Here is a 24,433-nt window from a genome sequence, read left to right on the forward strand (position 1 = left end):
CAAATTTACTTACATTTTAGTTCAATGTTTTCTGATATAATGCCGATGTAATATGAAAATAGTACAATGCAATTGGACTATATTGAATATACAATCGGTATTATTCGTATTTTAGGTATTTTAAGATATCAATCTTAGTTACCTGATAAGCTTTTGCTAAAACGATGATAAGCGTTAAAGCCAACAGGGAAACCAGAGCGATACTGAATGGAATTACCGAAACTCCAATTCGGAAGGCAAAGTTTTCCAGCCATTTTTGTAGCAAAATGTATGCCGGAATAATACCAATAACAAATCCAAGTAAACAAAAGCCAACATATTGCTTGGATAATTCTTTTAGTAAAGCATCTGTTTCGGCGCCTAATGTTTTTCTAATGGCAATTTCTTTTAGTCTTCGCTCCATTGAAAAAGAGGCCAAAGCAAACAATCCGAAAATAGCGATGATGATGACCACAAGGTTTAGAATGAAAAACAAATTTTTCTGTTTTACCTGCTCCTGATACGTTTTAGCAAAACCCTTATTAACGAATTCGTATTCAAAAGGATAATCCTGATTGATGTTTTTCGTCCAGTATTTGTCTAGTTTTGCTAAGGTTTCGGTTAAATTATTGGGAGAAACTTTTACATAAATTTCTTCAAAATTATTCCACTTTAACGTTTTAAGGTTAATGAAAATCAGTGGAGGAACTTTATCTTGTAATCCTGTGATGTGGAAATCTTTTACTACACCAACGATTTTAAATTTCATATTTCCTTTTTCATTTCCCCAACCTGATGTTATAACCGTATTAAGTGGTTTTTTAAGGCCTAACATTTTGACAAGGGTTTCGTTTACCAGCCAATTTTCAATGGTATCCGAAGCAAATTTTGGAGATAAATCACGTCCCTGAATAATTTTGATTTTCATCATATCCAGAAAACCAAAATCCATTTCGACATTTCCGGATTGTACAGAAATACCGTTGTGTGTAAGTCCTGAACTGGAATAAGTGCTATTTCCGAAAGAACCGGCAAAGGTGGATACGTCTAGAACACCGGACATTTTTAAAAGTTCTTGTTTTGTGGTTTGATATTTAGATAATTTCGTTTTGTAATCCTGGAAATTAAAAGGGATTTTAATGACCTGATCTCCACTAAAACCAAGGTCTTTGTTCATCATATAACTCACCTGAGAATTCACGATTAAAGCACCTATGATAAAAAAAGCAGCGATACCAAACTGGAAAATAAGCATCGAATTTCGAATCCATATACCGCTTTTACTTCTGGAGAAGTTTCCTTTTAGCACTTTTAAAGTCTCAAAATTGGAGATGTAAATGGCAGGCAAAATTCCAGCCAAAACGATTACTAATCCGAAAATAAAAATGAGCTGCAGGTAAAATTCACTGCCGTTCATCGTTAAAGATTTTTTCAGGAAAGTATTATAGTAAGGTAGTGAAAGTTCTACAATTGCCAAAGCAAAAAGAATGGCTAAAACCACTATTATAGCGGTCTCAAAAATAAATTGAAGGACGATTTGTCTTTTAGACGCTCCTACAATTTTGCGAACACCCACTTCTTTAGCACGTTTTATTGCCGATGCTGTCGCTAAATTAATGTAGTTGACTAAAGAAAGAATCAGAATTAGAATAGACAGACCTACCATAATATAAAGCAATTGCAGATTTCCTTTTCCCTCAGGAAAACTGGCGCCTTGTACAGATTTTATGCCGTGTAGACGAGCGCTACTTAATTTGTCCAGCATCACTATGATCTCACCATTTTCTTTAATATACTGTTCCGGAGTCAGTCCGTTGGCTTTGGCATCTTTCAAAGTCCGGTTAACGTAATTTATGTTTCGCATTTTCTTTTCAACAGCAGCGATATCGGCCCCTTTTTTTACTTTAATCATTAAAGCATAATTAAAGTTACCCCAACTTTGTTCGTCGTTTTCACGGGCAATTCCACTGAAAACGTAGTTAGGTTCAAAAGCTGAGGGGGTTATGTTTTTATAGACAGATTTTACCGTGTAATCTTTGTAATTGTAAGTAATGGATTTGCCAATTGGATCCTGATTCTTAAAAAGCAGTTGTGCTGTTTCTTCTGATATTGCCACACTGTTTTTCTCTTTCAGGATATTGGTTTTGGCTCCTTTTACGATAGGCAGGGGGAACATATCAAAAAAACTATTGTCGGAAACTGCGATCTTTTTGTGAAAGAATTTTTGCCCTTGGTATTTGATCATATCATTATTATACCAGGAATTAAAAAAACAGATTGATTCGATTTCCGGAATGGTGGCTTTACAGGTTCTTCCAAAAGGAATATTGTTGTAGGACCAAATATCCCCATCCTCTCCAATTCTATTAAAAACCTGATAGACGTTCTCTTTTTCAGGATTCCATTGGTCGTAGGCATTTTCGTTATTCCAATATAGAATGGCGAAAATCACTCCCGCGATTCCAATGCTTAATCCCAGGATATTTAAAAACGAAAACAGTTTGTTTTGTTTCAAATGATATATAAATATCTTAAACCAGTTAAAAATCATGTTTTATTTTTTATAGTTGTTACAGTTGGTTTTGAAATAGTTTTACAGGTTTTGAAATCTGTAAGGCATTATAAGCCGGATAGTATTTTGCAAACAAATCCCATCAGAATTATGATTGCACTTAGGATGAATTTGATCATTTTATCGTTATTTAACGTCCATAAAAACATCAACATTTCGTTGGTTGAATTTTTCAGAGAATACCACCCCATCTTTCATATGGATTGTTCTTTGCGAAAACGAAGCATCATAATCAGAGTGGGTAACCATTAAAATGGTAGCTCCTTTAGCATGTAAATCGGTTAAGAGTTCCATTACCTCATTACCGTTTTTACTATCTAAATTTCCGGTTGGCTCATCGGCCAGAATAATTTTAGGATCGTTTACCAAAGCTCTTGCAACGGCAACCCTTTGCTGTTGTCCCCCCGAAAGTTGTTGCGGGAAATGTTTAAGGCGGTGAGAGATATGCAGTTTCTCGGCAATAGCTTCGACTTTTTGTTTTCTCTCAGCCGCTTTTACATTGTTGTAGATCAAAGGCAATTCGATATTGTCGTAAACCGAAAGTTCGTCGATCAGGTTGAAATTCTGGAAAATAAAGCCAATGTTTTCTTTGCGTACATTTGCTCTCCCTTTCTCTTTTAAACCAATCATTTCCTGATCTAGTAATTTGTAGCTCCCGCCTGAAGCGCTGTCCAGAAGGCCTATGATATTAAGTAAAGTCGATTTTCCGCAACCTGAAGGCCCCATAATGGTTAAAAAATCCCCTTTTTTAATCTCTAAAGAAATTCCGCTTAAAGCTGCTGTTTCTACTTCTTCTGTTCTGAAAACTTTGGTTAGGTTTTGAATGGTTATCATAAGTTTTGAAATTTTAGTGGTTGTTAATTCTATTTTTTGATTGATGATTGAAACTTTGTGAATTGTGAATTATAAGATGTAAAATGTAAACTGCGACCGTGTACTGCGACTGTTTACTGCGACTGTTTACTGTGACTGTGTACTGCGACTGTGTACTGCGACCGAAAACCGCGACTAGAAACTACTACTGAGAACTGATCGATAATTCTTCAATGTCTTTATAATCGCTATAGGAGGAAGTGATAACTGATTCACCTTCTTTTAAACCTTCGAGAACTTCATAATACGATGGGTTTTCTCTGCCTAGTTTTATGTTTCTTCTTTCTGCTTTATTTCCTTTTACTACAAAAATCCATTTTCCTGCTGACTCCTGATTGAAACTTCCTTTTGAAACCACAAGCGTTTTGTTTTTTTCGGAGAGAATCAGTTTTACACCAAAACTAAGACCGTCCTGTAAAGGGATATTTTCTTTGGATATAAAAGCCAGCTCCACTCTAAAGTGCCCGTTTTTTACCTCCGGAATTACTTTTGTAACTAAAACTTCCAGATTTTTTCCTTGAAATTCTACTTGACCTTTCAGTCCTTCGCGTACTTTTTCCAAGTAAAATTCATCTACATCGGCTGCTAATTTGTAGCCTTGCTTAGAATCTATTTTTCCGATACTTTCACCTGCCTGAAACGTTTTTCCCAAAACCGGTTGAAAAGAAGTTAATCTCCCCGATTCCGGTGCTGTAATTAAAAAGTTCTTTTTATTGTTTCTTAAAATATCCAGACTTTTTTCCATAGTCTGAATCGAACGGTTGATTTGAGAAATTTGAACCTGATTGGTTTGTTTTTCTTTTTGAATACTTTGTTGGATCGTTCTTTTGCGCTCGTCCTGAAAACGCAGACTTTCTTTAAAATTATTCCAGTCATTTCTCGAAATCACATCTTTTTCAAACAATTTCGCGTTCATGTCGTACAGCCTTTTGGCGTCATTGTAATCGTGTTCGATTAAAACCAGGTCTTTGGTTAAGTTCAGCTCCTGATTTCTGATGTTCAGTTTTCCGGTGTTCAAATTATTGATTTGCTCGATAATAGCCGTTTCCTGAGTCAAATAATTCAGTTCTGTGTTTGGGTTGAACAAACGTGCTAAGGACTGACCTTTGGTAACCATTGCGCCATTTTCAACAAAAATCTCTTTTACAGAACCGCCTTCGGTAACATTCACAAGCATTACGTTAAGAGGTTCTACTTTGGCCTGAAAAACAACAAAATCTTCAAAGAAAGCTTTTTCTACTTTTTGAACGCTAAGTTCATCGGCTTTTACATTTAAACTTCTTTTGGTGTTAAACGAGAAAAATGCAATTGTCGCCAAAACTAAAAAAACTCCAATTGCTATTGTGAGATATCTAAATTTTCTATTTTTACGAGGAATTATCTTGTCCATTTCTTTAATAATTTACTGATTACCAATAGGTAAATACTGTGCCATAAAAAGTATAATCTGTAAAGTATTGATTTTAAAGAAGCTTTAAAAACCATCTAAAAAAGAAGTGTTCGGAAATGAACAGTTGACCGTTCAGAATCGGACAAAAAAAGACAGCATGCGAAAGAAACAAGCCCATATTTTAATCGTCGACGATCAGGAAGAAATTCTTTTTTCGGCAAAAATGATTCTCAAAAAACATATTGAAACCATTTTTACGGCCAACAGTCCCAAAAAAATCATCTCTATTTTAAACGAAAATGAAATAAATGTGGTTTTGTTGGACATGAACTATCGAATTGGTTTTGAAGATGGGCGTGAAGGAATTCATTGGTTGAAGGAAATTAAAACACTTTCGCCACAAACTATTGTGATTTTAATGACTGCTTTTGGTAAAATTGACACTGCGGTTGAGGGAATTAAAATTGGGGCTTTTGATTATGTTTTGAAGCCCTGGAACAACGAAAAATTACTGGAAATCATTGATAAGGCTGTAGTAGAGAGCCGAAAGAATGGTAAAAAAGAAGTAGTAGAAAAACCAGCCAAAAGTTATTTTACAGGAACTTCTCCTAAAATTAAGCAGGCTTACGGTATTGCTGAGAGAGTCGCCAGAACAGCTGCTAACGTTTTAATCTTAGGTGAGAACGGAACCGGAAAATATGTTTTTGCCGAGTTCATTCATTTGAATTCAGAGCGAAAAGAACAGCCTTTTGTGCATGTCGATCTGGGGTCGCTGAGTGATAACTTGTTTGAAAGTGAACTGTTTGGATATGCCAAGGGTGCTTTTACAGATGCTAAAACAGATACCGCGGGAAGATTTGAAGCGGCTTCGGGCGGTACGATCTTTCTCGATGAGATAGGGAATATTCCGTTACATCTGCAATCCAAACTCTTGCATGTTTTACAAACCAAAACCGTAACCCGTTTGGGCGAAAGCAAAGCAAGACCGCTGAATGTAAGGATCATTGCGGCTACCAATGCCGATATAAAAGCAGAAGTAAAAAATAAAACATTTAGGGAAGATTTACTGTACCGAATCAATACCATGGAGATTCATTTACCTTCTTTGCGTGAGCGAAAAGACGATATTATTCCAATGGCAAATTTTATTTTGGATAACATTGCTGAAAAATACAATCAGGAAAATTGGTGTTTTGACGACAATGTCGGACCCTATTTAGAAAAATATCCCTGGAAAGGAAATATTCGGGAATTAGAGAATAAGATTGAGCGGGCCTTAATTTTGGCTGATAATCATACTATTTCGGTAACCAATCTGGATATTTTGGATTTCGAAGAACTTCCGGAAAACGACGAAAATCCACTGTCTGAAATGGAACGAAATGTCATCGAGAAAACATTGTTTAAGAATAATGGGAATATCAGCAAAACAGCCGAAGAACTTGGGCTTTCAAGGGCCGCGTTGTACAGAAGAATTGAAAAATACGATCTGAAAAACATCTAAACTTAAAAATAGTTTCGAACGGCTTTGAAAGATTTTCATTAGATATTAAACTTTTGAATCTGTCCGAATAAAAAATAAAACAATGAAGAACTGGAAATTTTATAACGCTTTGTTTGCAAGGATTCTGCTCCTGATGATTCCCTTTTTCTTTTGTGTCTTTTTGGTTTACAAAGAACTGTATTACAATGCGATTCTGGTTGGTTTTGTCGTTTTTCTATTGTTGTCTGAAATGTATTTTTTTGTTAAAGGGCAGACCTTGTTTTACGATAAAATGCTTTTATCGATCCTACAGGATGATTTTTCGAATAATTTTCCGGAAGAAAGTAACAAGGAGAATTTCAGAAACTTGTTTTTACTTTATGATAAATTAAAGGTTCAGCGACAGGAACAGACGTCAAAAGAGCGCGTCTATCAGTCCATTTTAAATAATATCGACACCGCTACTTTAATTCTGGAGAAAGAAGGTGGCGAGGACTGGAATCTTTTTTTAATGAACGATTGCTTCTCCAACTTATTCAAAGTGCCAAAAGTAAGCCAATGGAAGTATCTTAAAAACTATTTGCCCTCTCTTTGTGAGGAAATCGAAAAGACCGATTTTACAGAATTGAAAACGGCAATTTCGATTAAGATCGAAGATCAGGATTTACAGACTTTTGTGCTTCAGACTTCGCATACGAAAATGTATGACAAAGAATATTTTATTATTCTGCTGGACAGTATTCAGCGTGTTATCGAGAAAAAAGAAAAGGAAGCCTGGATCAATCTGATGAAAATTATTTCGCACGAGTTAATGAATTCGCTAACGCCAATCCGTGCACTTTCGCAAAATTTACTGCAAATAGTTGATCAGGAGGAATTAGAAGAGGATGATTTTGAGGATATTAAAAGCAGTATTTTGACCATTATCAATCGGAGCGATCATTTGCAGGTTTTTGTAGAAAATTATCGAAAACTGGCTATGCTGCCTACTCCGACTAAAAAAATGACTCCTATAAAAGTTCTTTTTGAAGACTGTCTTCGGGTAATGAGTCCAATTTTAAAGACGGAAGATATTGAACTGGTAAACGAAATTAATAGTTCAAGATCGATTTTAATTGATAAAAGTCAGATAGAACAGGTAATTATCAATTTGATTACCAATAGCATTTATGCTTTGAAAGAAAAGCGCGAAAAGAAGATGTTCCTGTCATCGTATACTGAAAACAATCGCTTTTTTATTGCCATTTCGGATAACGGAAAAGGAATCGATACCGAGATCAGAGATAAAGTTTTTCTGCCGTTTTTTACCACCAGAAAAGATGGTGCCGGAATTGGACTAACGCTTTCTAAAAATATCATCGAAGCACACGGTGGCTATTTGAGTTACCAAACTGATGAGGACAAAACCAGCTTTGTAATTTGCCTGATTTGATTCAGATATCAAAATGTAAAATGGCAAACAAGTTATGGTTCTAAAAATAGAATTTGGGATTGTCATATGTGCCCCTTGCGTCTCTAGCGGTTAAACAAAAAACTTTAAAGTTCGATTTCCGGCTGCCAGAAATGTTTTTCAAAATCTATAATCTGATTGTCTATGACTTTAATGCCTTCACTTTCGAGTAATTGTTGCATTAAATGGGTTCCGTCAAAATGGTGTTTTCCGGTGAGAAGCCCTTTTCTGTTTACCACACGATGCGCGGGTACATCATCCATGTTGTGACAGGCATTCATGGCCCAGCCTACCATTCGGGCAGAACGGGCTGTTCCTAAAGCTTTGGCAATTGCACCATAAGAAGTTACTTTTCCGTACGGAATTTGTCTGGCAATCGCATAAACTCTTTCAAAAAAATTATCTTCTGCCATAATTTGTAGCACAGGTTAGAGGGTGAGAAATGATTTTACTAACGAAATTTTCACGCAGATTTTATGCATTAAAATGAAGCCCAATTTTTTTAATTTAGGAAGGAAAAAGGATCTGCTTAATCTGCAAAATCTGCGTGAAACTAAAATTTACAAATAAATAATAATCTGATCTTATATTTTATTAACTGAAATAGTAAGTCAAAATATTAAAAAGCGTGAGTACGGCAATTAATCCTGTGATGCTTCCAATAATGGTATTCATGTTTTTCATCAGATAATCTGTTTTCTTCTCGATTCTTCCAAAGAAACCAATGTAGCTGTATAAAGCGGCAAATGAGCCTAAAACAGATCCGAATACAAAAGTAAAAATAATGTTGTTTTCAAATGCAAAAAGGTGGTAAGAGGCCAAAGTAACACTTACAACCACATAATACGGAATAGGGAAGAAGTTAAGTCCGGAAAGCAGCATTCCCAGAAAGAAACGACTTTTTTTACTGGTTTTTTTTATTTTCGATTTTTTGGCTTTCGGTTCTTTGGCTAAAAACAAAAAATAAACGGTTAAAACAGAGAAAATAACAAATCCTACTTCGCGTAATAATGTCACCACATCCGGGCGATTGTCGATGACTCGTGCAAAAAAAACGGCTAAAGAAACCTGAAAAAAGATCACTAAGACAGCTCCGGCAACAAACCATAAAGCATTTTTTTTCCCCTCTTTCAAATTTACTTTGGCTGCTGTCATGTTGATTAAACCTGGTGGAATAATCCCAATGAAAGCGGCAAGAAAACCTGAAAGTAATGGGGTAAGTAATGCCATTCAGTTGATTGATGGGTTATGAAAAAAGTTTTTAAAATTAAATTAGTCTTTAATTTTAAAACGAATATACGTAATTGCCTTGTTAATCTCTAAATATTGTTTTTCATAAAAAGTCTGGAATGCCGTAACTTCTTCAGGGCTTCCTTCATTTTTATATACATTATGATTGGCATATAAAACCTCGTGACCTTCACCGTGAAGTAATCCCAACGTGTAACCGTGCATAAATTCGCTGTCGGTTTTTAAGTTTACGACACCGTCTTTTTTAAGGATTCTTTTGTATAATTTCAGGAACTCCGAATTGGTCATACGGTGTTTGGTTCTCTTGTATTTGATTTGCGGATCCGGAAAAGTAATCCAGATTTCGTCCACTTCATTGTCGGCAAAAATATGATTGATTAGTTCGATTTGAGTTCGAACAAATGCAACATTGTGTAATCCGTTTTCAACAGCGGTTTTGGCACCTCTCCAGAAACGGGCTCCTTTAATATCAATTCCGATAAAATTTTTGTTCGGATATCTTTCTGCTAATCCAACAGAATATTCTCCTTTTCCACATCCCAATTCTAAAACTAATGGATTATCATTTTTAAAGAAATCAGAATTCCATTTTCCTTTCAAAGGCATTAAATCGCCTACAACTTCTTCTCTGGTTGGTTGAAAAACGTTTTGAAATGTTTCGTTTTCTCTGAATCTTTTTAGTTTATTTTTACTTCCCACTTTTACAAAAATTTTCAGCAAAATTAAGGAATATAAACGAATGAAAATAGTACAATTAGCTTTAAAAGTTTTCGGCCACGAATTTTCATCAAGGATATTTTTCTTCGCCACGAATTCACGAATTAATTTAAGCGGTTTGGTTGGAAAAAAATTAGTGCAGATTAAATTTAATTCGTGGCAAAAGAAATAAAAGTTTTTCGCCACGAATTCACGAATTTCCGTGAATTAATTTAAGCGGTATGTCGGAAAAAATTAGTGTAGATTAGTGAATTCGTGGCGAAAAAAAAAGATTTCTTAACTGTACTGCGGTTCTGCAATAGATTTTAATTTTGGATCAAGCGTCTCATCGTGTTGGGAGAGATCCAATCCGATATGTTCGTTCTCTTCAGAAACACGCAATGGAATAATGAAATTGGTTACCTTAAACAAGAAGTACGCTCCGAAGAAAGTAAATACAGAAACCAATACCAATGCCATCATGTGATGCGCAAATACATTCCAGCCTCCGTGTAACAAACTCGCATCTTCACCATGAGCAAAAATAGCGGTTAGAATCATTCCCATAATTCCGCCTACACCGTGACAGGCAAAAACATCAAGGGTATCATCGAATTTTTTTGATAAGCGACAATTTACCACTGAGTTGGAAACCAGAGCTGTTATAAATCCAAAGAACATACTTTCAGGAACTGACACATAACCTGCAGCCGGAGTAATGGCGACCAAACCTACCACAGCTCCAATGCAAGCACCAAGAGCCGAAACTTTTCGGCCGTTCATTCGGTCAAAGAAAACCCAGGTTAACATGGCTGCTGCCGATGAGGTTGTAGTTGTCGCAAAAGCCATTGCGGCGGTTCCGTTGGCAGCAAGAGCCGAACCGGCATTGAAGCCAAACCATCCGAACCATAACATTCCGGTTCCTAGTAAGACAAACGGAATATTGGTTGGAATGTGTTGATTGTTTTTTCTTTTTCCTAAAACCAGTACTCCCGCCAAAGCTGCAAATCCTGAACTCATGTGTACAACGGTTCCTCCGGCGAAATCTTTTACGCCAAAATAACTGCCTAAAATACCTGTTGGATACCAAACGGAATGGCACAATGGCGCGTAAATAAAAACGGTAAACAGACTGATAAAAAGTAAATACGATATAAAACGAACGCGCTCTGCAAAAGAACCGGTGATAATGGCCGGAGCAATAATCGCAAATTTCATTTGAAACAATGCAAAAAGCATAAACGGAATCGTGCTAGCCAATTGTTTATGAGGCAGAACTCCCACATAATCCATAAAAGCAAAAGTGGTTGGATCACCGAAGAAACTGTAAAAATGACCTCCTAAATTTAGCCCTACAGGATCGCCAAAAGCCAGACTAAAGGCCACTACAACCCATAAAAGCGTGACAACCCCTAAACAGATAAAGCTCTGCAGCATGGTCGAAATTACATTTTTCTTGCCAACCATTCCGCCGTAAAAAAAAGACAGTCCCGGAGTCATGATTAAAACCAGACAGCAGGACGTTAACATCCAGGCGACATCGGCAGGAACGATATGATCGGTTGTGCCAAATTCAGATAATACGTAACTATTTTCGGTGATAGTTGGCCAAAAAGCACCAGTAACGCAAACAATACTGATGATAATAAAGGAAATGATCCAGCGTTTTTCTATTTTCATTTTTCAAATACTTTATGTGTCCCTATTTTTTTAGGGTTAAAGTTATGAAAAAATGAATATTATGGTTTTAAGGGGTGTAAAAACAGAGGTGTTGTTTATATTTTAGTGGATTTTGTAAAATACACCCTGTTTTTTTGAGGGTATTTTATTTTGCGCTTCTAAAAAAGAGACAAAATTGCCAATTGTATTATAATAAAATTGGCAAAGTGTACTGTAAAGGGCGTAAAAAGTTAGGATTGTAAAAAGAAAGTCCAAAAATGTTTATTTTTTTTGAAGCTTTGCAATCAAAACGTCTTCGATAGGAGCCTTAATTTTGATCGCTGCATTTACTTCCTCATTAGGAACCGTCATAGATAACACATAATGTTGAATTTTCCATTCTTTCCCTATTTTAATTAAAACCCCCGATCCGCGGCAAATCTTCATTTGTGTGTTTAACAGTTCATCAAACCACGCAATTTTTCCGGTTTTGTCGAAAAAGATGTGACGTTCTAAAGCTGTGAAATTCCAGGCAGTTCCTTTGTCAAAATAGGGTTTAGCCCAAACTTTAAAATCTTTTTTGATCCAGTTTTCGGTGGCATCAGTTCCGATGAAAATAGCATCTTCGGCCATTAAATCAAAATAAGCATCAAATTTTACTTCGCCGGCTGCTTTGTGCCAGGCATCAATAGTTTGGTTGACTTTGTCTTTTTCAGAAGTCTGTGCGTTTGCAAAAAAAGTAACAAATAATAAAAGTAGAATTGGTTTTTTCATAAATGGTTTGTTTTGGATTTAAAGGTAGCAAATATTTTTTGAAAGGTTCTGAGGTACAAAGGTTCAAAGATGCAGAGGTTCAAGACGCAGTGCTGTTAAACGTACCGTTTGTCATCCTGAGGAACGAAGGATCACATAAGAAACTCTACAAAGATTGGCGACATTCTGTGTAGAGTTTCTGGTACTATTTGCTTAGTCCGCTTGCTATCGCTCGAGTCTATAAATTTTAGGGGATTAAATTTATTAATGTTGTGCATGCATCTGCTTAAATCTTTTTAAAATCTGCGTGAAACAATAACGCTGCGTCTTTGCAAACCCAAATCGCCAAGTAAAACTTAAATTATCTTACATCACTTATATGGTATAATAGGATTTAGTATATTTGATAGCTTTAAAATCGATACATCATGAATCCAAAAATACTCATCACCTCATTAGTACTTTCCTCTATCTTTTTAACTTCCTGCAAAAAGGAATTAGAACCTCAGGAAAACACACCAAATTCTGAATTGGTAAAACTGGGATTGGCAAAAGATACGACAAAAGCAGCCCCTGTTGTTCAGGCTCCTACTGCCGCAAATCCAAATACAGTTTTGAGTGCGAATGGCGGAATGAATCCTGCACACGGGCAACCCGGACATCGTTGCGATATTGCCGTTGGGGCGCCTTTAAATTCGGCTCCTACACAAGGACAAGCTACAACAACACAGCCTGCACAAACCGTTCAGGTCAAACCAGGGCAGCAAAATGTAGTGACCACAACAACTGTTACGCCAACAAAAGTGGCTAAAGGCATGAATCCTGCCCACGGACAACCCGGACACCGCTGCGATATTCCGGTGGGAGCTCCGTTAAATTCTCCGGCTGCTGCCAAACAAGCTGTTGCCGCCAATACAGCACAAAGCGGAACTGCTTCGCAAACCTTTACCGTAACACCTCCGGCGACAGACAATGCGGTTCCGGCTTTGTTAAGTACAGAAACAGCAACTGTAGCCGACGGAAAAAATCCCGCACACGGAAAACCGGGGCATCGCTGCGATATTGCAGTAGGGGCACCATTACCAAAATCATAAGGAAGCCGAGAATTGTATAAATAATAATCTGGGCGTGCCACCAATATAAAAAGGGGCTGACTATTGCAATCGCTTAGTCGCCCCTTTTTATATTGCTGTCGGGCTTTCGCTGCTACTTCGGTAGCTTAGCTCTATCCCTCACGCGAGACGGTTTTCAGTCTCAGTTTTCGGTCTAATTTTGTCGTCCTGAGCGTAGTCGAAGGGCGACAATGTATAAAAGATTGTTTTATTCAATTTCAAAAATCGCCTGAATTTCTACAGCCGAATTAATCGGTAACGAAGCAGCACCAATGGTCGCTCTGGCATGTTTTCCTTTTTCTCCAAAAACCAAAGCCGTTAAATTTGAAGCCGAATTCATAAGGGCTGCATGTTGCGTATATTCCGGAATGGTATTAAAATATCCTGTTAACTGTACACATTGTTTTACTTTATTTAAATCTCCTCCGCAGGCTTCTTTTAGTACCGCAATTACATTTAGCATCGTTTGATACGTAGCTTCTTTGGCCTGATCATCCGTAACCGTTGCGCCAACTTTACCGGGATTCAGAATCTTTCCGTCTTTTAAAGCCACCTGATTAATGTATACTTTATGATCTGAAATCGTAAACGGAACATAATTCCCAACCGGTTTAGGAGCTTCAGGAAGCGTAATGTTATTGTCTCTTAAGGTTTTGTTGATATCGCTTTTAGCCTCAATCGAAGTTGTTTTTGCGGCTTTAATCGTTTCAGTATTTTTCAAACCGAAGGCTGCTCTCGCCAAAGCTTTTCCTTGTTCTTTGGCCAAATTCAATTCGCCTGCAGAAGGTCTCGTTCCGACAGATCCTGCCAATGAAGTAGCTCCAAACGGAGTATTTCCCTGAGGAATCGTTTTATCTAAAGTTGCTGTTCCCATGATTCCCGTAGGTACGATTACCATTCCATGTGAGGCTAGGATGTTCCAGAACGATAAAATCGCAGCCTCTTTTCCGGCTCCCGATCCTGCCGACATAAACACAGTAGTTGGTTTTCCTTCCAGAGCTCTTGAAGTCCAAAGCGGAATACTCTGGCCGAAGAAGTAACTCATATCGGCACTAATATTTGCAAAGTGAACAGGACTTCCAAATGCGATTCCGTCATAATTGGCCAATTCGTCGATAGTTGCAATGGGTAATTTTTCTACATCAGCATTCAGTTTTTCTTTTGAATTGATCGAAGGAATACGTTTTATGATTGCTTTTGCATTGGGATATTCCTGAATTCCTTCGGCAATAGATTTGGCCATTTTATAAGTTCCGCCGTTTTGAGAATAGATCAAAACCAGCACATTGGTTTCAGCTGATTTTACTTGCGCATTTGAACCAAAACCTATAAAAAGAGCTGTTAATAATAGCAGTAGTTGCTTTTTCATGAGGGGTAATTTTAAATAATTTGTAATGGATAATCTCAATTAAGAAATTTGTTCTATTTTGACAACCAAGTTTCTCTTTTGGGAGTGCAAAATTACTTCTTACAATATCAAAAAGCGTTATTATTATCTTAATTAAGGTTTTTGGGTATAATTTATTTTAGGTCCCATCAGGACGAATATATTTATAAAAAAAATCAAGAATAATATATTTAGAGCTCCGGAGGAGCAATAAATTTATAGGAAATTAAAAATGCACATCAACAGAACCCCATCGGGGTGACCTATCAAATTGTGCTAAAATTATATGTCGCTCCGCTGGAGCTGGATTAGAACAACGCATACTCAAATTAGTCTATAGATATATCGCTCCGTCGGAGCTTTAGATTAAAAAGAATAGAAAAAAATCTGCGTTATCTGCAAACCCGAACGATAACGAATCGACGAAGCAATTCACGAATTATTATAAAGCAATAATTCGTGAATTCGTGGCGGAATTTTTTATTCACCTTTTCTAAAGAAATAAATTCTATGTTTCTATGTATTCAAAAAAGGCACAGAAAAATCTGCTCAATCTGCTGAATCTGCGAGAAAAAAGTAAACACATTTCTCTCAAATAGCTGTGTGTTCAGAAAAATAAAAGCACAGAAAAAATCTGCTTAATCTGCGAGAAACAAAAAAAAGTAATCATTCTAATCTGTGAAATCTGTGGCAAAAAAAAATTAACTTCGAGCAAACAAATCGCCTTACTTATGAAAAAAGCAATTCTGTACGGAGCAAGCGGGCTAGTAGGTTCCTATATTCTCGACAATTTATTAAACAACAATAACTACGAACAAGTAATAATTGTAGTAAGGAAGGATCTAAATATCCAGCATCCCAAATTAAAAACACTGATAGGTGATTTTAACTCCTTATCCAAAGTGGTGAAGGACATTCAAGCCGATGAAGTTTTTATCGCTCTGGGTACTACACAGAAGAAAACACCAGACAAAAAGTTATACTATCAAATCGATCACGATTACCCAATTTTGGCAACAAAACTGGCGAAAGAAAATGGAGCAAAAGCGGTTTTTTTGGTTTCGGCTCTTGGTGCCAATGCGAAATCGTCGATATTTTACACCAAGTTAAAAGGAGAAACCGAAGAAGGGATCATCAGTCTGAATTTAGAACATACTTGTATCTTTCGTCCGTCGATGATTTTAGGAGACCGAAAAGAAAGCCGACCGATGGAAAAAGTATTCATCGGAATATTCAAATGGATCAACCCAATATTTATGGGGAGCCTAAGTAAATACAAAGGAATAGAGGCTGAAGATATCGCCAAAGCAATGGTAAAAAGCGCAGAGCAATTGGATCAGAAAGTAAGAATAGTACACTGGGATGAAATGACGACTTTACTAAAATAAAAAAGGACCTTATCCGGATTAGAGATAAGGTCCTTTTTATGGATGGGATATAAATTAATACGCTTTCATTTTTTCGAAAGTAGTAGTTAAAGATTTTTTTGCCTTCGCCAATGCACCAATAAAAGCTTTTTCAAGCGTATCGGCATGGTCTGTAACGGTTACTGGTTGTAATTTTGCAGTACGAACTTCAATCACACATTTTTTGTCGTGCAGACTAAATTTCTCCCCGTTTTCGTCTCCAAAATGAACTTCAACGCGGGTAATTTTATCTTCAAAACGCTTCAAGCCTTTTTCTAATTCACCAGAGAAATAAGCTTCTAATCTTTCGTGTCCTTCGATGTTCTTGTCGGTATTGATCTGAATTTTCATAATTGGTTTGTATTTAATGATTGTCTCTCAAAGCTATCTTTTTTTAGACAAAAACACAAATAGGTTAATAAAACATTAAGAAATAAATTATGCTTTTTTTACGCCCGTTTTGTCATTCCGAAGAATGAGGAATCACACCAGAAACTCCTTCGGGTTTGTCATTTCGATCGAAGAGAGAAATAACACCTAGTATCAGGCTGAGCGACATGCAGAGTGTCACACCCAGTGTCAGGCTGAGCGAAGTCGAAGCAAATCACACGCCCAGTGTCAGGCTGAGCGCCATGCAGAGTGTCACATTGAGTGTCACATTGAGTGTCAGGCTGAGCGAAGTCGAAACAAATCACACGCCTAGCACCAGGCTGATCGGCATGCAGAGTGTCACATTGAGTGTCAGGCTGAGCGAAGTCGAAGCCCCGGTCATTAAGTTAAAAACTAAGAAAACCCTCCATAACTTTTTCGATTTTCCTATCTTCGCAGTCCTAAAAGTAAAGATTATGAACTCAGAAAAATTTCTTGCCCGTGTGGTACGGTGGCGGTATTGGAAACAACTGCAACGCTATCTTTACAGCGTAGGACACCTAAGTCATGCGGGTTTTATATTCCCTAAAAGTAAAGATTATGAGTACAAACACCTTCACCAAAGAAACCGAATTGAGGTTGGCTGATTTTTTCAGCAATTCGATCGATCCTGAAACAATGGCTAAAACCATTCGTCAGGTAAACTATGCGCTTGCTTTAAGCGTAATGCAGGAACACGAATCCCTTCAATCCGAGAAAACAAACCTCCAAAATGGATTTTACTGGCTCAATCAATTAGCCGAAATTTTAAATCCTTATCTGGATGTTGAATAAACTTGAAAAGCCACTGTGAAGTGGCTTTTTTATTTCCGTTCAGTTTTGTCATTTCGAAGAATGAGAAATCTTCGCAAGTGGCTTCGCAACAATTGTCAAACTTGTCTTTCTGCAATTGCTTTTTGAATTTCAATAATACAGGAATCCAAATTCTTTTTGATGTCATTACTCCAAAAACGAAAAACCTTCCAGTTTTGGGCTTCTAAATGTGTATTGACTTCAGCATCTCTCTGAATATTCCGTTCAATTTTTTTAATCCAGAATTCGCTATTTGTTTTGATACGATTTCTGTCAATATCCCAGTTTTTACCGTGAAAAAATTCTCCATCAACAAATATGACTAATTTGATTTTCTTGAAGATAAAATCAGGTCTTCCAAATACAGTTTTATTATTTCTGTGATAACGTTATACTAAAGACTATAAAGCTTTTGTCAAACGAACTTCGTCATTTGTGTTGGTGCTGTGTGTAGCACTCATTAGTTTGGAACGTTGTTAAGGAGTAAGGAGCCCCATAATCCGTAGTTAAAATATTAAATTTATTATTATGCTTTCGTAATTAAATTAGGATTGTCTTCATAATTATACCTTGATACGTTTAATATATAGATAGTTTTTTCAATGTTTAATAAAGCTAATTCCTCTTTTTCACTTACAAAAGATTTTAAGTCACTGAACCATATTCTAAAATCCCCCCTTCCATTTGAGCGGTATAATGAGATTTCAGTTTTAATTTTATCTGTATCAGTAATAAAATAACCTTCTAGTTTTTTTTTGTGATCTGGCCCAGATTCTTGAGTTTCATAATTATGAAGGTCATTTGTTTTTAAAAATTCTCTAACTCCAGATACAGCATCCATTATACTTTTTTTTAGGCCTGTTTCTGTTGGAATAAGAATAGAAAAGTCAATATTATGATTGGCTAACATTTCCAGATTTTTATTTTCAATTTCAATTTCAATTTCAATTTCGGCTTTAGCTTCGCCTTCGGCTTTAGCTGTAGATTCTGTTATTAAATCTCTTATTACTTTTGCGCGATGTTCTCTTGCAGCCAATTCATGGCTTCCTTGTCTTGCGAATTCGAAATACTTTCTTTCCTCGTCAGAGATCATGCTTATGTCTTCATCAGTAAAATATACATCAACTTTTTTTTCTAATTCTAATAGTTTTGATTCTAAAATATCCAAATCTATAAGATTTTCATCTACTTTGCTAAATTCAATTATTAGAGTAAATAGATTTGCTTTGTTAAACCAATAACTACTTGATGAAAGTTTAAGGCTGTCAATTAAATGAATAGATTTAATTACTTTGTCTAAAATGGATTGATGAACATCAAAACTTCCATTATATTTTTCTAAGTAATGATTAATCCTAGTGCTTCTTCCAAAGTATTTGCCTTCTAAAATTGTTGATGTTAGTAACATTATATATTGTATGTCAAACATTCTTCTTACATCATTATCGCTAAATATTTTTTTATCCTCGAAAAAAGAATTAAGTTTTGTTTTGGTATTACTATCTAAAATAACATCTGTAATTTCTTCTGAAGGTTCAAAATCTTTATAAACAATCTGCTTGCAAAATATTGAAAATTCACCGTCGCCAAATTGTGCATTAAGAATTTCATTTGAGTTTAGCGAATAATCAGTACTATTAATTCTTTTAAATACCTCTTTAATATTATCTATACCGATGTCCTTTAAGTCTTTTACGGTTACAGAATAATTTAGAAAATCTTTTTTATCATCTATGCTTAATTCATCAAAAGGAGTTACTTGATTCTGGTTAGCAAAGTCTCCAGAGCCTTTTATATAATCTACAATTGTAGTTAATCTTTGTTGTCCATCTACAACAATTTCTTTAGCTTGTAGGGTTACGACATCTACTTCAGAACTAGCAATGTAAACCTCTGGAAAAGGAAAGTTTAATAAAATGGTTTTGATAAAAGCATATTTATGTTGTTTTTTCCAAACTAATTTTCTTTGAAAATCGGGACCTGTTATTAGTGCTCCAGAAGTTATTTTATTAAACACATCAATCAGTTTCATGCTGTTTGACGTTATACTTGCTTTTAATTTCATGTTTGTGGTATTTAGCTAATTAGGTTAACTTGTATCTTTTTGATGTTTTCTTGATGGTATGTTTCGAAAAAATGCCAAGACTTATAGATCTCTAGATTTACTTCTCGGCCATAATTCATTTTGTATTTTTCCTGAACTTGTAAAACTCCTTTTGTTAATGGAAACTCAATTGGCAGAAATCTTATGGCTAATTTTCCTTTTAAAACATATTTGGCGAAGCTATTTCTGTCTGCCCATAAATTATCTGTGTCATAATGATTAGTGTGATCATATAGATTTTTTATTTCTGAATCAAATAAGTGAGAAGAAATAATTGCTACATCAAGATCAGATTTTTTTCCTTTTTTTGAATAATTAAAATTGTGATCAAATTCTTTAAATAAATATAGCCCAGTATTAGAGTTATCAGGTTTTAAGCTAAATCCTAGTTTTCCAGATCCTACAATTACAATATCACGTATATGTACATTAAGTATATTAGCAATGTCCTTTTTGAAATTAAATTCTTCACCTATTGCTATTTCATTAAAAAAATAAGAAGTATCTTCTATAAGACACTTTTGAACAACAATATCACACTTATTATTTATACAGTGGTTTTTGAAATCATCTACGATCATTATTGTATTGTTTTTAGAATCAAAGCAATTTATTAAATATTCTTTATTTATTGTAAAGATTGTATTTGTATTTTAATTAATTCACCTAACGCAAGTGCTAAGAGGGGCGGTACCGCATTTCCCACTTGGGTATATTGTGGGACTTCAAATTTTCTCATTTTACCACCTGTTGTTACTTTAGATCTAAATTCATACCAGTCTGGAAAAGATTGAAATCTAGCCATTTCACGAACAGTTAGAGTACGAGGTTCGTCGGGATCATAATGACATAAGTCATCCGGAATAGTTAATTGTGCAGGGGCGGGCTCAAATTTTCTTAAAGCTCTTTGTGAGTGCTTACGTGTTGGTATAGATTTAATTAAAGCTTCTATTGTTTCAATATCTTTAGGGGCTTTATAAACCTCTATATTATTTTCAATAAACAATAATTTATGTTTAGAAAATTCAACGTTTAATTTATCTAGTTGATTTTTTGAAATGGTTTTACCAGTAAATAAATCGATGGCATCTTTTTTTAATCCATTTTGAAATTGATCTACTACTTGATAGAATCGAAATCTCGATTTGACCAAAAAGTTGTGATTTCTTTCTTCATGATTTCTAATTTGAGTTGAATTATCTAAATCAAAAGAAAATATGCTGTTGATTAAATTAGGATATTGACCGTTGGTTTTGTTTAATTCATATTTAATGGATGCATTCTTTATATCTTCAATGGCATCATAAGTAGTAATAAAGTCATCATTTAAATGAGATATTTTGGGTAAAATTATTCCATTGAATAATTCTGGATTGTTTTCGATATCATAATATTTAAAATCTTTTATCGAAATCTTTTCTAGATTATTATTGTTAGCAATTACTAAGTTATAGAATCTCTCAGAAATTAAAAGAATTTCATTATTTAAATGCAATTGCTTTAAATTATCAAATATGTCTTTTCTATATGCTTGTAAAATAAATCTTGGTCTATTTTGAGGAACCCCAAAATATTTTGAATTCAACATCATACAAATAGGGACAAAACCTTCTAAAACAAATGCTTTTGAAACTTCCAACCAAGCGTAATATTTTTGCTTGTTTTCATCCTCTCCTTCGGTAAAAGGGGATGTTATTCCTTTAACATTTTCTAACAAAACTGTTTTAGGTTGTACTAGTCCTGCAAATTTTGCAAAAGAAAGAGGTAGTTGGTTTTTGTGATTATCTTTTTCCCTTCTTCCTGCTAGACTAAAGCTTTGGCAAGGAGGGCCACCAGAAATTAGATCAATGTTTTCTTCTTTTAGTTCCTGTATGATTGCTGGATTTTCATTAAGAAAATCTAATAAATGATCAATATTTCCTATCAGTAGTTTTTCTTTTAGGTTGATATCTTCTTGTAGATCAGAGAAATTTCCATTTGAAGTAGAAAAGGGATTCTCGCGCAATCTATTCTCTAAATCGTTTTTTGGATAATTACTTTTAATCCAAAGTGATTTAATGGCGCTTTCTTTTTTTTGTGAAAGAGATTGTAAGTTTTCATTTAAAATATTATATGCAAAAGTTTCTCCCGCCATAGGAGATAATTCATTAGCAAAAAACAACTCGAATCCAGCGGAATCTAATCCTAGACTCATTCCCCCGCATCCTGCAAACAGCTCAATATGTGTCAATGTGATATTATAATTAATTTTAGAGATGTAAATATAGTTTAACATAGTAACTTTTTGAAATTATGAGACGTTTTTATTTTAATCTCTCATATTAAATTTTCTCACGAAACCAAAACTTCTAGCCCTGATGGGAGCGGCATCCTTTTACGGCGGGGTTCGCCGCAAAAGATAGAGTGGACAGCAGGAAATGGCTCCTTGAAATTGAAATTCCAATATTTTTAAATCCCAAATTCCAGGTTGCAAACGACTTTTCGACTTCGCTTAGAGTGGCAAGCCTTTGTCGAGTTACTGGTGTGACTCTTCGTTCCTCAGAATGACAAGACTGGGTGGGAATGGTGTTGCGAATAATTCTACTTATCCCTCTTCCCCCACTTAATTTTCATTTTTCCGTTATCGTCAATGGCGAGTAAATGCAGGACGATCCCACGTTCGCGGACGGCGTCGCGTTCGGCTTGGGTGGCGAGTTTGGCGTCGTTTTTAGAGTTTCGAAGGGGGACGGTGAGGGCGAGATTGGTGCCTCGGCCAAAAGAGTAAATTCCGTTGACATCGATGTTTAGCACGTTGGAACTTATCGTGAGATTGTTGATATCGATCTGTTCTCCGCGCATATTAAGTTGGCCGGACAAATGGCTAAAGGTGATGTTCTCAACATCGCGAAACGGAAAGGCAAACTTGCCGATTTTCACAATAGGCTCAAAGTTAACCAAAGCGCCCTGATTGACTTTAAAATCCAGTTTTCCGCGCATCGAGTTGCTAATCAATTCGCCACGACTATTGATAAAACCGTTTACGCTGGCTGTACTCGTTAGTTTTCCTTTGATGTTGTTGGGGCTAAAAGACTGAATCCCGAAATTGTTAAACGATTTCAGAAAGCTTGCAATTTCGACCCTGTTTACCTGAGCATTCGAACTGAAAGCATAGTTTTTTCCGTTTGGCACCACTTCACTGTCAAAAGTAATAGTGCCTCCGGACGTTTGCAGCGAGCCGTTTTTAATGAGCAGTTTCGAGTCCAGCATCTGAATTCGGGCTGTGGTATTGGTGGCAACGAGTTTGTTGTAATTGATTTTGTCGGCTTTGATATCGATCACCACCGAGCATTTGTCGATTACACTTCTCAGGTGATTCGAAATCGTGGGTCTTTTGGCAGTCTTGGCCGAGCCTTTTACTTTTTGTGAACTGGCCAGAACGCCCAGAAATTGTTTGAGATCGATATTAGGACAATAGATTTTCCAGTTTACAATCATTTTTTCGGGAGCATCATAATAGAGGTTCAGGAAATTGTCAATTTCTCCTTCGATGAAAATCGTATTCTTATTGTGTTTGTAAGCAATTTGTTTGATGAGTAAAGCTTTCTCGGTAAAGTCAAGATGAATGTTGGTTTTTACGGCACGAACATTCTTCGGAATATAATGAAACGAGGCATCGTCAACATCTATTTTGCCAATAAAACGCGGTTTGGTAATGAACAGATCAACAATGTCAAACTGAAACGCAAGGTTGGCTTTGGCATGACCGCTTGTAAACTGAATCCACTTGTCGTTGCTTATTTGGTTGAGTCTTTCAATATCGAAATCAGAACTTAGATTTCCGGTGGCCAGCGGTTTCTCGAGATTATTGATCGACAATTGCGGAATGGTAAGCGGAATGTTTTCGTATTCCCCCGTAAATTTCGTTAAAATAATAGCCGAATTGGCATCGTTATAACCGGCCGTTGGTTTGAAATTATTGGTGAAAATGCCTTTAAAGTGACAGTCTTTAATCAATCCATCCGGTATAGAAAGTTCGTTGTTTTTGGCAATTGCCTGAACGACAATTCTGGGATCACCTTCGGCATTAAAGTCGCCTTTGATGTCGCAATTCACCTCAATTTCTTTTTTCAGATTAAATCGGTTAAGCTTGGAACTGATGTTTGTCGATAATAAATTCGACGCATTTTGCCACAAAATAGACGTACTGATATTGATTCCGAAAAGTGCATTTCCTTTAGCCAGATTAAAAAAAGCGATGATATCAAAAGAGTCTGTTCCAATTTTTAGGCCCTTAGTCACCACGTCAATTCTTTCTTTTGGAGCAGAGTAAGCTACTGCAAAAGTACCTTTGAGTTCTTTTTGTTTTGCAAAACTTCCGTGTACGGTATTAAAAGCAAGACTTTTAATTTGGGTGTTTAGATAAACGTCGGTTTGCCAGTTGTCGCCGTCATGCTTTACTTTCGATTGTAAGCGATCGACATCAAAATCAAACAATTTATGCCCAAGCAAATTGTTTAACGTAAAATGAACTCCGTTTAGTTCAATCTGGTCAATTGTAGTTTCGGTATCTGATTGGTCTTCCGGTGCTTTTTTCTTTTTCGGCTTAAAGATATTGGCATTCGAGTAGCCGTTCGGCGCTTTATACACATAGATAGCCGCGTCGTTGATGAGGATTTTACGAATGTTGATTTCGTCATGTACCAAACTCCAAATGTTCAGGCGCACCTCAATTTCTTTAGCTTTTAATAAAGTATGCTGGTGTGTGGGCCATTGATTGTCTTTGACTTCAACCTCCTTTAAGGCCAAAGTAAAGTTGGGAAAACCAGTCAGAAACTTATAATGAAAATCTCCAATATGAAATTTACCGTTGATGTTTTCATTGATTTTGGAGTTGATCTTAGTGATAATTTCAGTCTTATTTTGGTTAAAATAAATCGATAATCCACCACAGGCAAGAAGGAGTAACGCAATGATTCCTAATGTGAAAAAGCCAAAACGTCTGGCGTATTTTTTTAAATGAAGCGATTGAAAAAAGTTTTTGATGTGGAGTAAAGCTGCTTTCATCGGGAAGAATTTTCTGAATCCTTAAAGATAAGGGAAAATATGGAGGTTTCTTTA

At 35.9% G+C, this 24,433-nt stretch carries 20 protein-coding genes and 1 pseudogene; 5 read left to right on the plus strand and 16 right to left on the minus strand.

The window, feature by feature from the left end:
- Positions 1 to 100: 100 nt before the first annotated feature.
- The 3 genes from LNQ34_RS09825 to LNQ34_RS09835 all read right to left on the minus strand — a co-directional run bounded on the left by LNQ34_RS09825 (position 101) and on the right by LNQ34_RS09835 (position 4,814).
- On the minus strand, positions 101 to 2,530 hold the full coding sequence (locus LNQ34_RS09825) for an ABC transporter permease (RefSeq protein ID WP_202702151.1): 2,430 nt from the start codon (positions 2,528 to 2,530) through the stop codon (positions 101 to 103).
- Between the two features lie 147 nt (positions 2,531 to 2,677).
- Positions 2,678 to 3,385 carry an ABC transporter ATP-binding protein gene (locus LNQ34_RS09830; RefSeq protein ID WP_202702152.1) on the minus strand — a complete coding sequence of 236 codons (708 nt, stop codon included), beginning with the start codon at positions 3,383 to 3,385 and terminating at the stop codon, positions 2,678 to 2,680.
- Positions 3,386 to 3,569: 184 nt separating this feature from the next.
- A complete protein-coding gene (locus tag LNQ34_RS09835) occupies positions 3,570 to 4,814 on the minus strand; it encodes an efflux RND transporter periplasmic adaptor subunit (protein WP_229999474.1) in 1,245 nt (414 codons plus the stop codon).
- Positions 4,815 to 4,971: 157 nt separating this feature from the next.
- Between LNQ34_RS09835 and LNQ34_RS09840 the strand changes: the two genes are divergently transcribed.
- Entirely contained in the window at positions 4,972 to 6,318 is a 1,347-nt protein-coding gene (locus LNQ34_RS09840) for a sigma-54-dependent transcriptional regulator (protein ID WP_229999476.1), read from the plus strand.
- A gap of 82 nt (positions 6,319 to 6,400) precedes the next feature.
- Complete coding sequence (locus tag LNQ34_RS09845) at positions 6,401 to 7,729, plus strand: sensor histidine kinase (RefSeq protein ID WP_229999479.1); 1,329 nt, start codon at positions 6,401 to 6,403, stop codon at positions 7,727 to 7,729.
- A 104-nt stretch (positions 7,730 to 7,833) separates the two neighbouring features.
- On the opposite strand, the gene LNQ34_RS09850 is transcribed toward LNQ34_RS09845, so the two are convergent.
- From LNQ34_RS09850 to LNQ34_RS09870, 5 genes are all read right to left on the minus strand, one after another.
- Complete coding sequence (locus tag LNQ34_RS09850; protein WP_202702156.1) at positions 7,834 to 8,160, minus strand: MGMT family protein; 327 nt, start codon at positions 8,158 to 8,160, stop codon at positions 7,834 to 7,836.
- A 181-nt stretch (positions 8,161 to 8,341) separates the two neighbouring features.
- Positions 8,342 to 8,977 carry a LysE family transporter gene (locus LNQ34_RS09855; protein WP_229999481.1) on the minus strand — a complete coding sequence of 212 codons (636 nt, stop codon included), beginning with the start codon at positions 8,975 to 8,977 and terminating at the stop codon, positions 8,342 to 8,344.
- A 42-nt stretch (positions 8,978 to 9,019) separates the two neighbouring features.
- Positions 9,020 to 9,697 carry a tRNA (guanosine(46)-N7)-methyltransferase TrmB gene (trmB, locus tag LNQ34_RS09860; protein ID WP_026109789.1) on the minus strand — a complete coding sequence of 226 codons (678 nt, stop codon included), beginning with the start codon at positions 9,695 to 9,697 and terminating at the stop codon, positions 9,020 to 9,022.
- 294 nt (positions 9,698 to 9,991) lie between these two features.
- On the minus strand, positions 9,992 to 11,374 hold the full coding sequence (locus tag LNQ34_RS09865) for an ammonium transporter (RefSeq protein ID WP_202702157.1): 1,383 nt from the start codon (positions 11,372 to 11,374) through the stop codon (positions 9,992 to 9,994).
- A 261-nt stretch (positions 11,375 to 11,635) separates the two neighbouring features.
- On the minus strand, positions 11,636 to 12,127 hold the full coding sequence (locus tag LNQ34_RS09870) for a nuclear transport factor 2 family protein (RefSeq protein WP_070906043.1): 492 nt from the start codon (positions 12,125 to 12,127) through the stop codon (positions 11,636 to 11,638).
- Positions 12,128 to 12,534: 407 nt separating this feature from the next.
- Between LNQ34_RS09870 and LNQ34_RS09875 the strand changes: the two genes are divergently transcribed.
- On the plus strand, positions 12,535 to 13,200 hold the full coding sequence (locus LNQ34_RS09875) for a hypothetical protein (protein ID WP_229999484.1): 666 nt from the start codon (positions 12,535 to 12,537) through the stop codon (positions 13,198 to 13,200).
- Positions 13,201 to 13,426: 226 nt separating this feature from the next.
- Here LNQ34_RS09875 and wrbA read toward each other — a convergent pair whose 3' ends face one another.
- Positions 13,427 to 14,587 (minus strand): NAD(P)H:quinone oxidoreductase, encoded by a 1,161-nt coding sequence (wrbA, locus tag LNQ34_RS09880; RefSeq protein ID WP_229999486.1) that lies wholly within the window; start codon positions 14,585 to 14,587, stop codon positions 13,427 to 13,429.
- A gap of 749 nt (positions 14,588 to 15,336) precedes the next feature.
- On the opposite strand from wrbA, the gene LNQ34_RS09885 reads away from it, so the two are divergent.
- The gene (locus LNQ34_RS09885) at positions 15,337 to 15,993 is read left to right on the plus strand and encodes an NAD(P)H-binding protein (protein ID WP_229999488.1); all 657 of its coding nucleotides are present in this window, start codon (positions 15,337 to 15,339) and stop codon (positions 15,991 to 15,993) included.
- Positions 15,994 to 16,047: 54 nt separating this feature from the next.
- On the opposite strand, the gene LNQ34_RS09890 is transcribed toward LNQ34_RS09885, so the two are convergent.
- Positions 16,048 to 16,362: an HPF/RaiA family ribosome-associated protein gene (locus tag LNQ34_RS09890; protein WP_070906039.1), complete on the minus strand. Its 315-nt coding sequence runs from the start codon at positions 16,360 to 16,362 to the stop codon at positions 16,048 to 16,050.
- Between the two features lie 618 nt (positions 16,363 to 16,980).
- Here LNQ34_RS09890 and LNQ34_RS09895 point away from each other — a divergent pair.
- Positions 16,981 to 17,214: a hypothetical protein gene (locus LNQ34_RS09895; RefSeq protein WP_229999490.1), complete on the plus strand. Its 234-nt coding sequence runs from the start codon at positions 16,981 to 16,983 to the stop codon at positions 17,212 to 17,214.
- 95 nt (positions 17,215 to 17,309) lie between these two features.
- Here the strand turns inward: LNQ34_RS09895 and LNQ34_RS09900 are convergent, their stop codons facing one another.
- The 6 genes and pseudogenes from LNQ34_RS09900 to LNQ34_RS09920 form a co-directional block, all read right to left on the minus strand.
- Complete coding sequence (locus LNQ34_RS09900) at positions 17,310 to 17,510, minus strand: DUF559 domain-containing protein (protein WP_346432365.1); 201 nt, start codon at positions 17,508 to 17,510, stop codon at positions 17,310 to 17,312.
- A 12-nt stretch (positions 17,511 to 17,522) separates the two neighbouring features.
- Positions 17,523 to 17,609 (minus strand): annotated as a pseudogene (locus LNQ34_RS23540) (very short patch repair endonuclease); the annotation flags it as partial.
- 149 nt (positions 17,610 to 17,758) lie between these two features.
- Positions 17,759 to 19,297: a DUF262 domain-containing protein gene (locus LNQ34_RS09905; RefSeq protein WP_229999491.1), complete on the minus strand. Its 1,539-nt coding sequence runs from the start codon at positions 19,295 to 19,297 to the stop codon at positions 17,759 to 17,761.
- Positions 19,298 to 19,308: 11 nt separating this feature from the next.
- Entirely contained in the window at positions 19,309 to 19,917 is a 609-nt protein-coding gene (locus LNQ34_RS09910) for a hypothetical protein (RefSeq protein WP_070906036.1), read from the minus strand.
- A gap of 47 nt (positions 19,918 to 19,964) precedes the next feature.
- Complete coding sequence (locus tag LNQ34_RS09915) at positions 19,965 to 21,611, minus strand: DNA cytosine methyltransferase (protein ID WP_229999493.1); 1,647 nt, start codon at positions 21,609 to 21,611, stop codon at positions 19,965 to 19,967.
- Positions 21,612 to 21,916: 305 nt separating this feature from the next.
- A complete protein-coding gene (locus tag LNQ34_RS09920; protein WP_229999495.1) occupies positions 21,917 to 24,379 on the minus strand; it encodes an AsmA-like C-terminal region-containing protein in 2,463 nt (820 codons plus the stop codon).
- Between the last annotated feature and the right edge of the window lie 54 nt (positions 24,380 to 24,433).

The sequence above is a fragment of the Flavobacterium lipolyticum genome (genome assembly GCF_020905335.1).
GTDB lineage: Bacteria > Bacteroidota > Bacteroidia > Flavobacteriales > Flavobacteriaceae > Flavobacterium > Flavobacterium lipolyticum.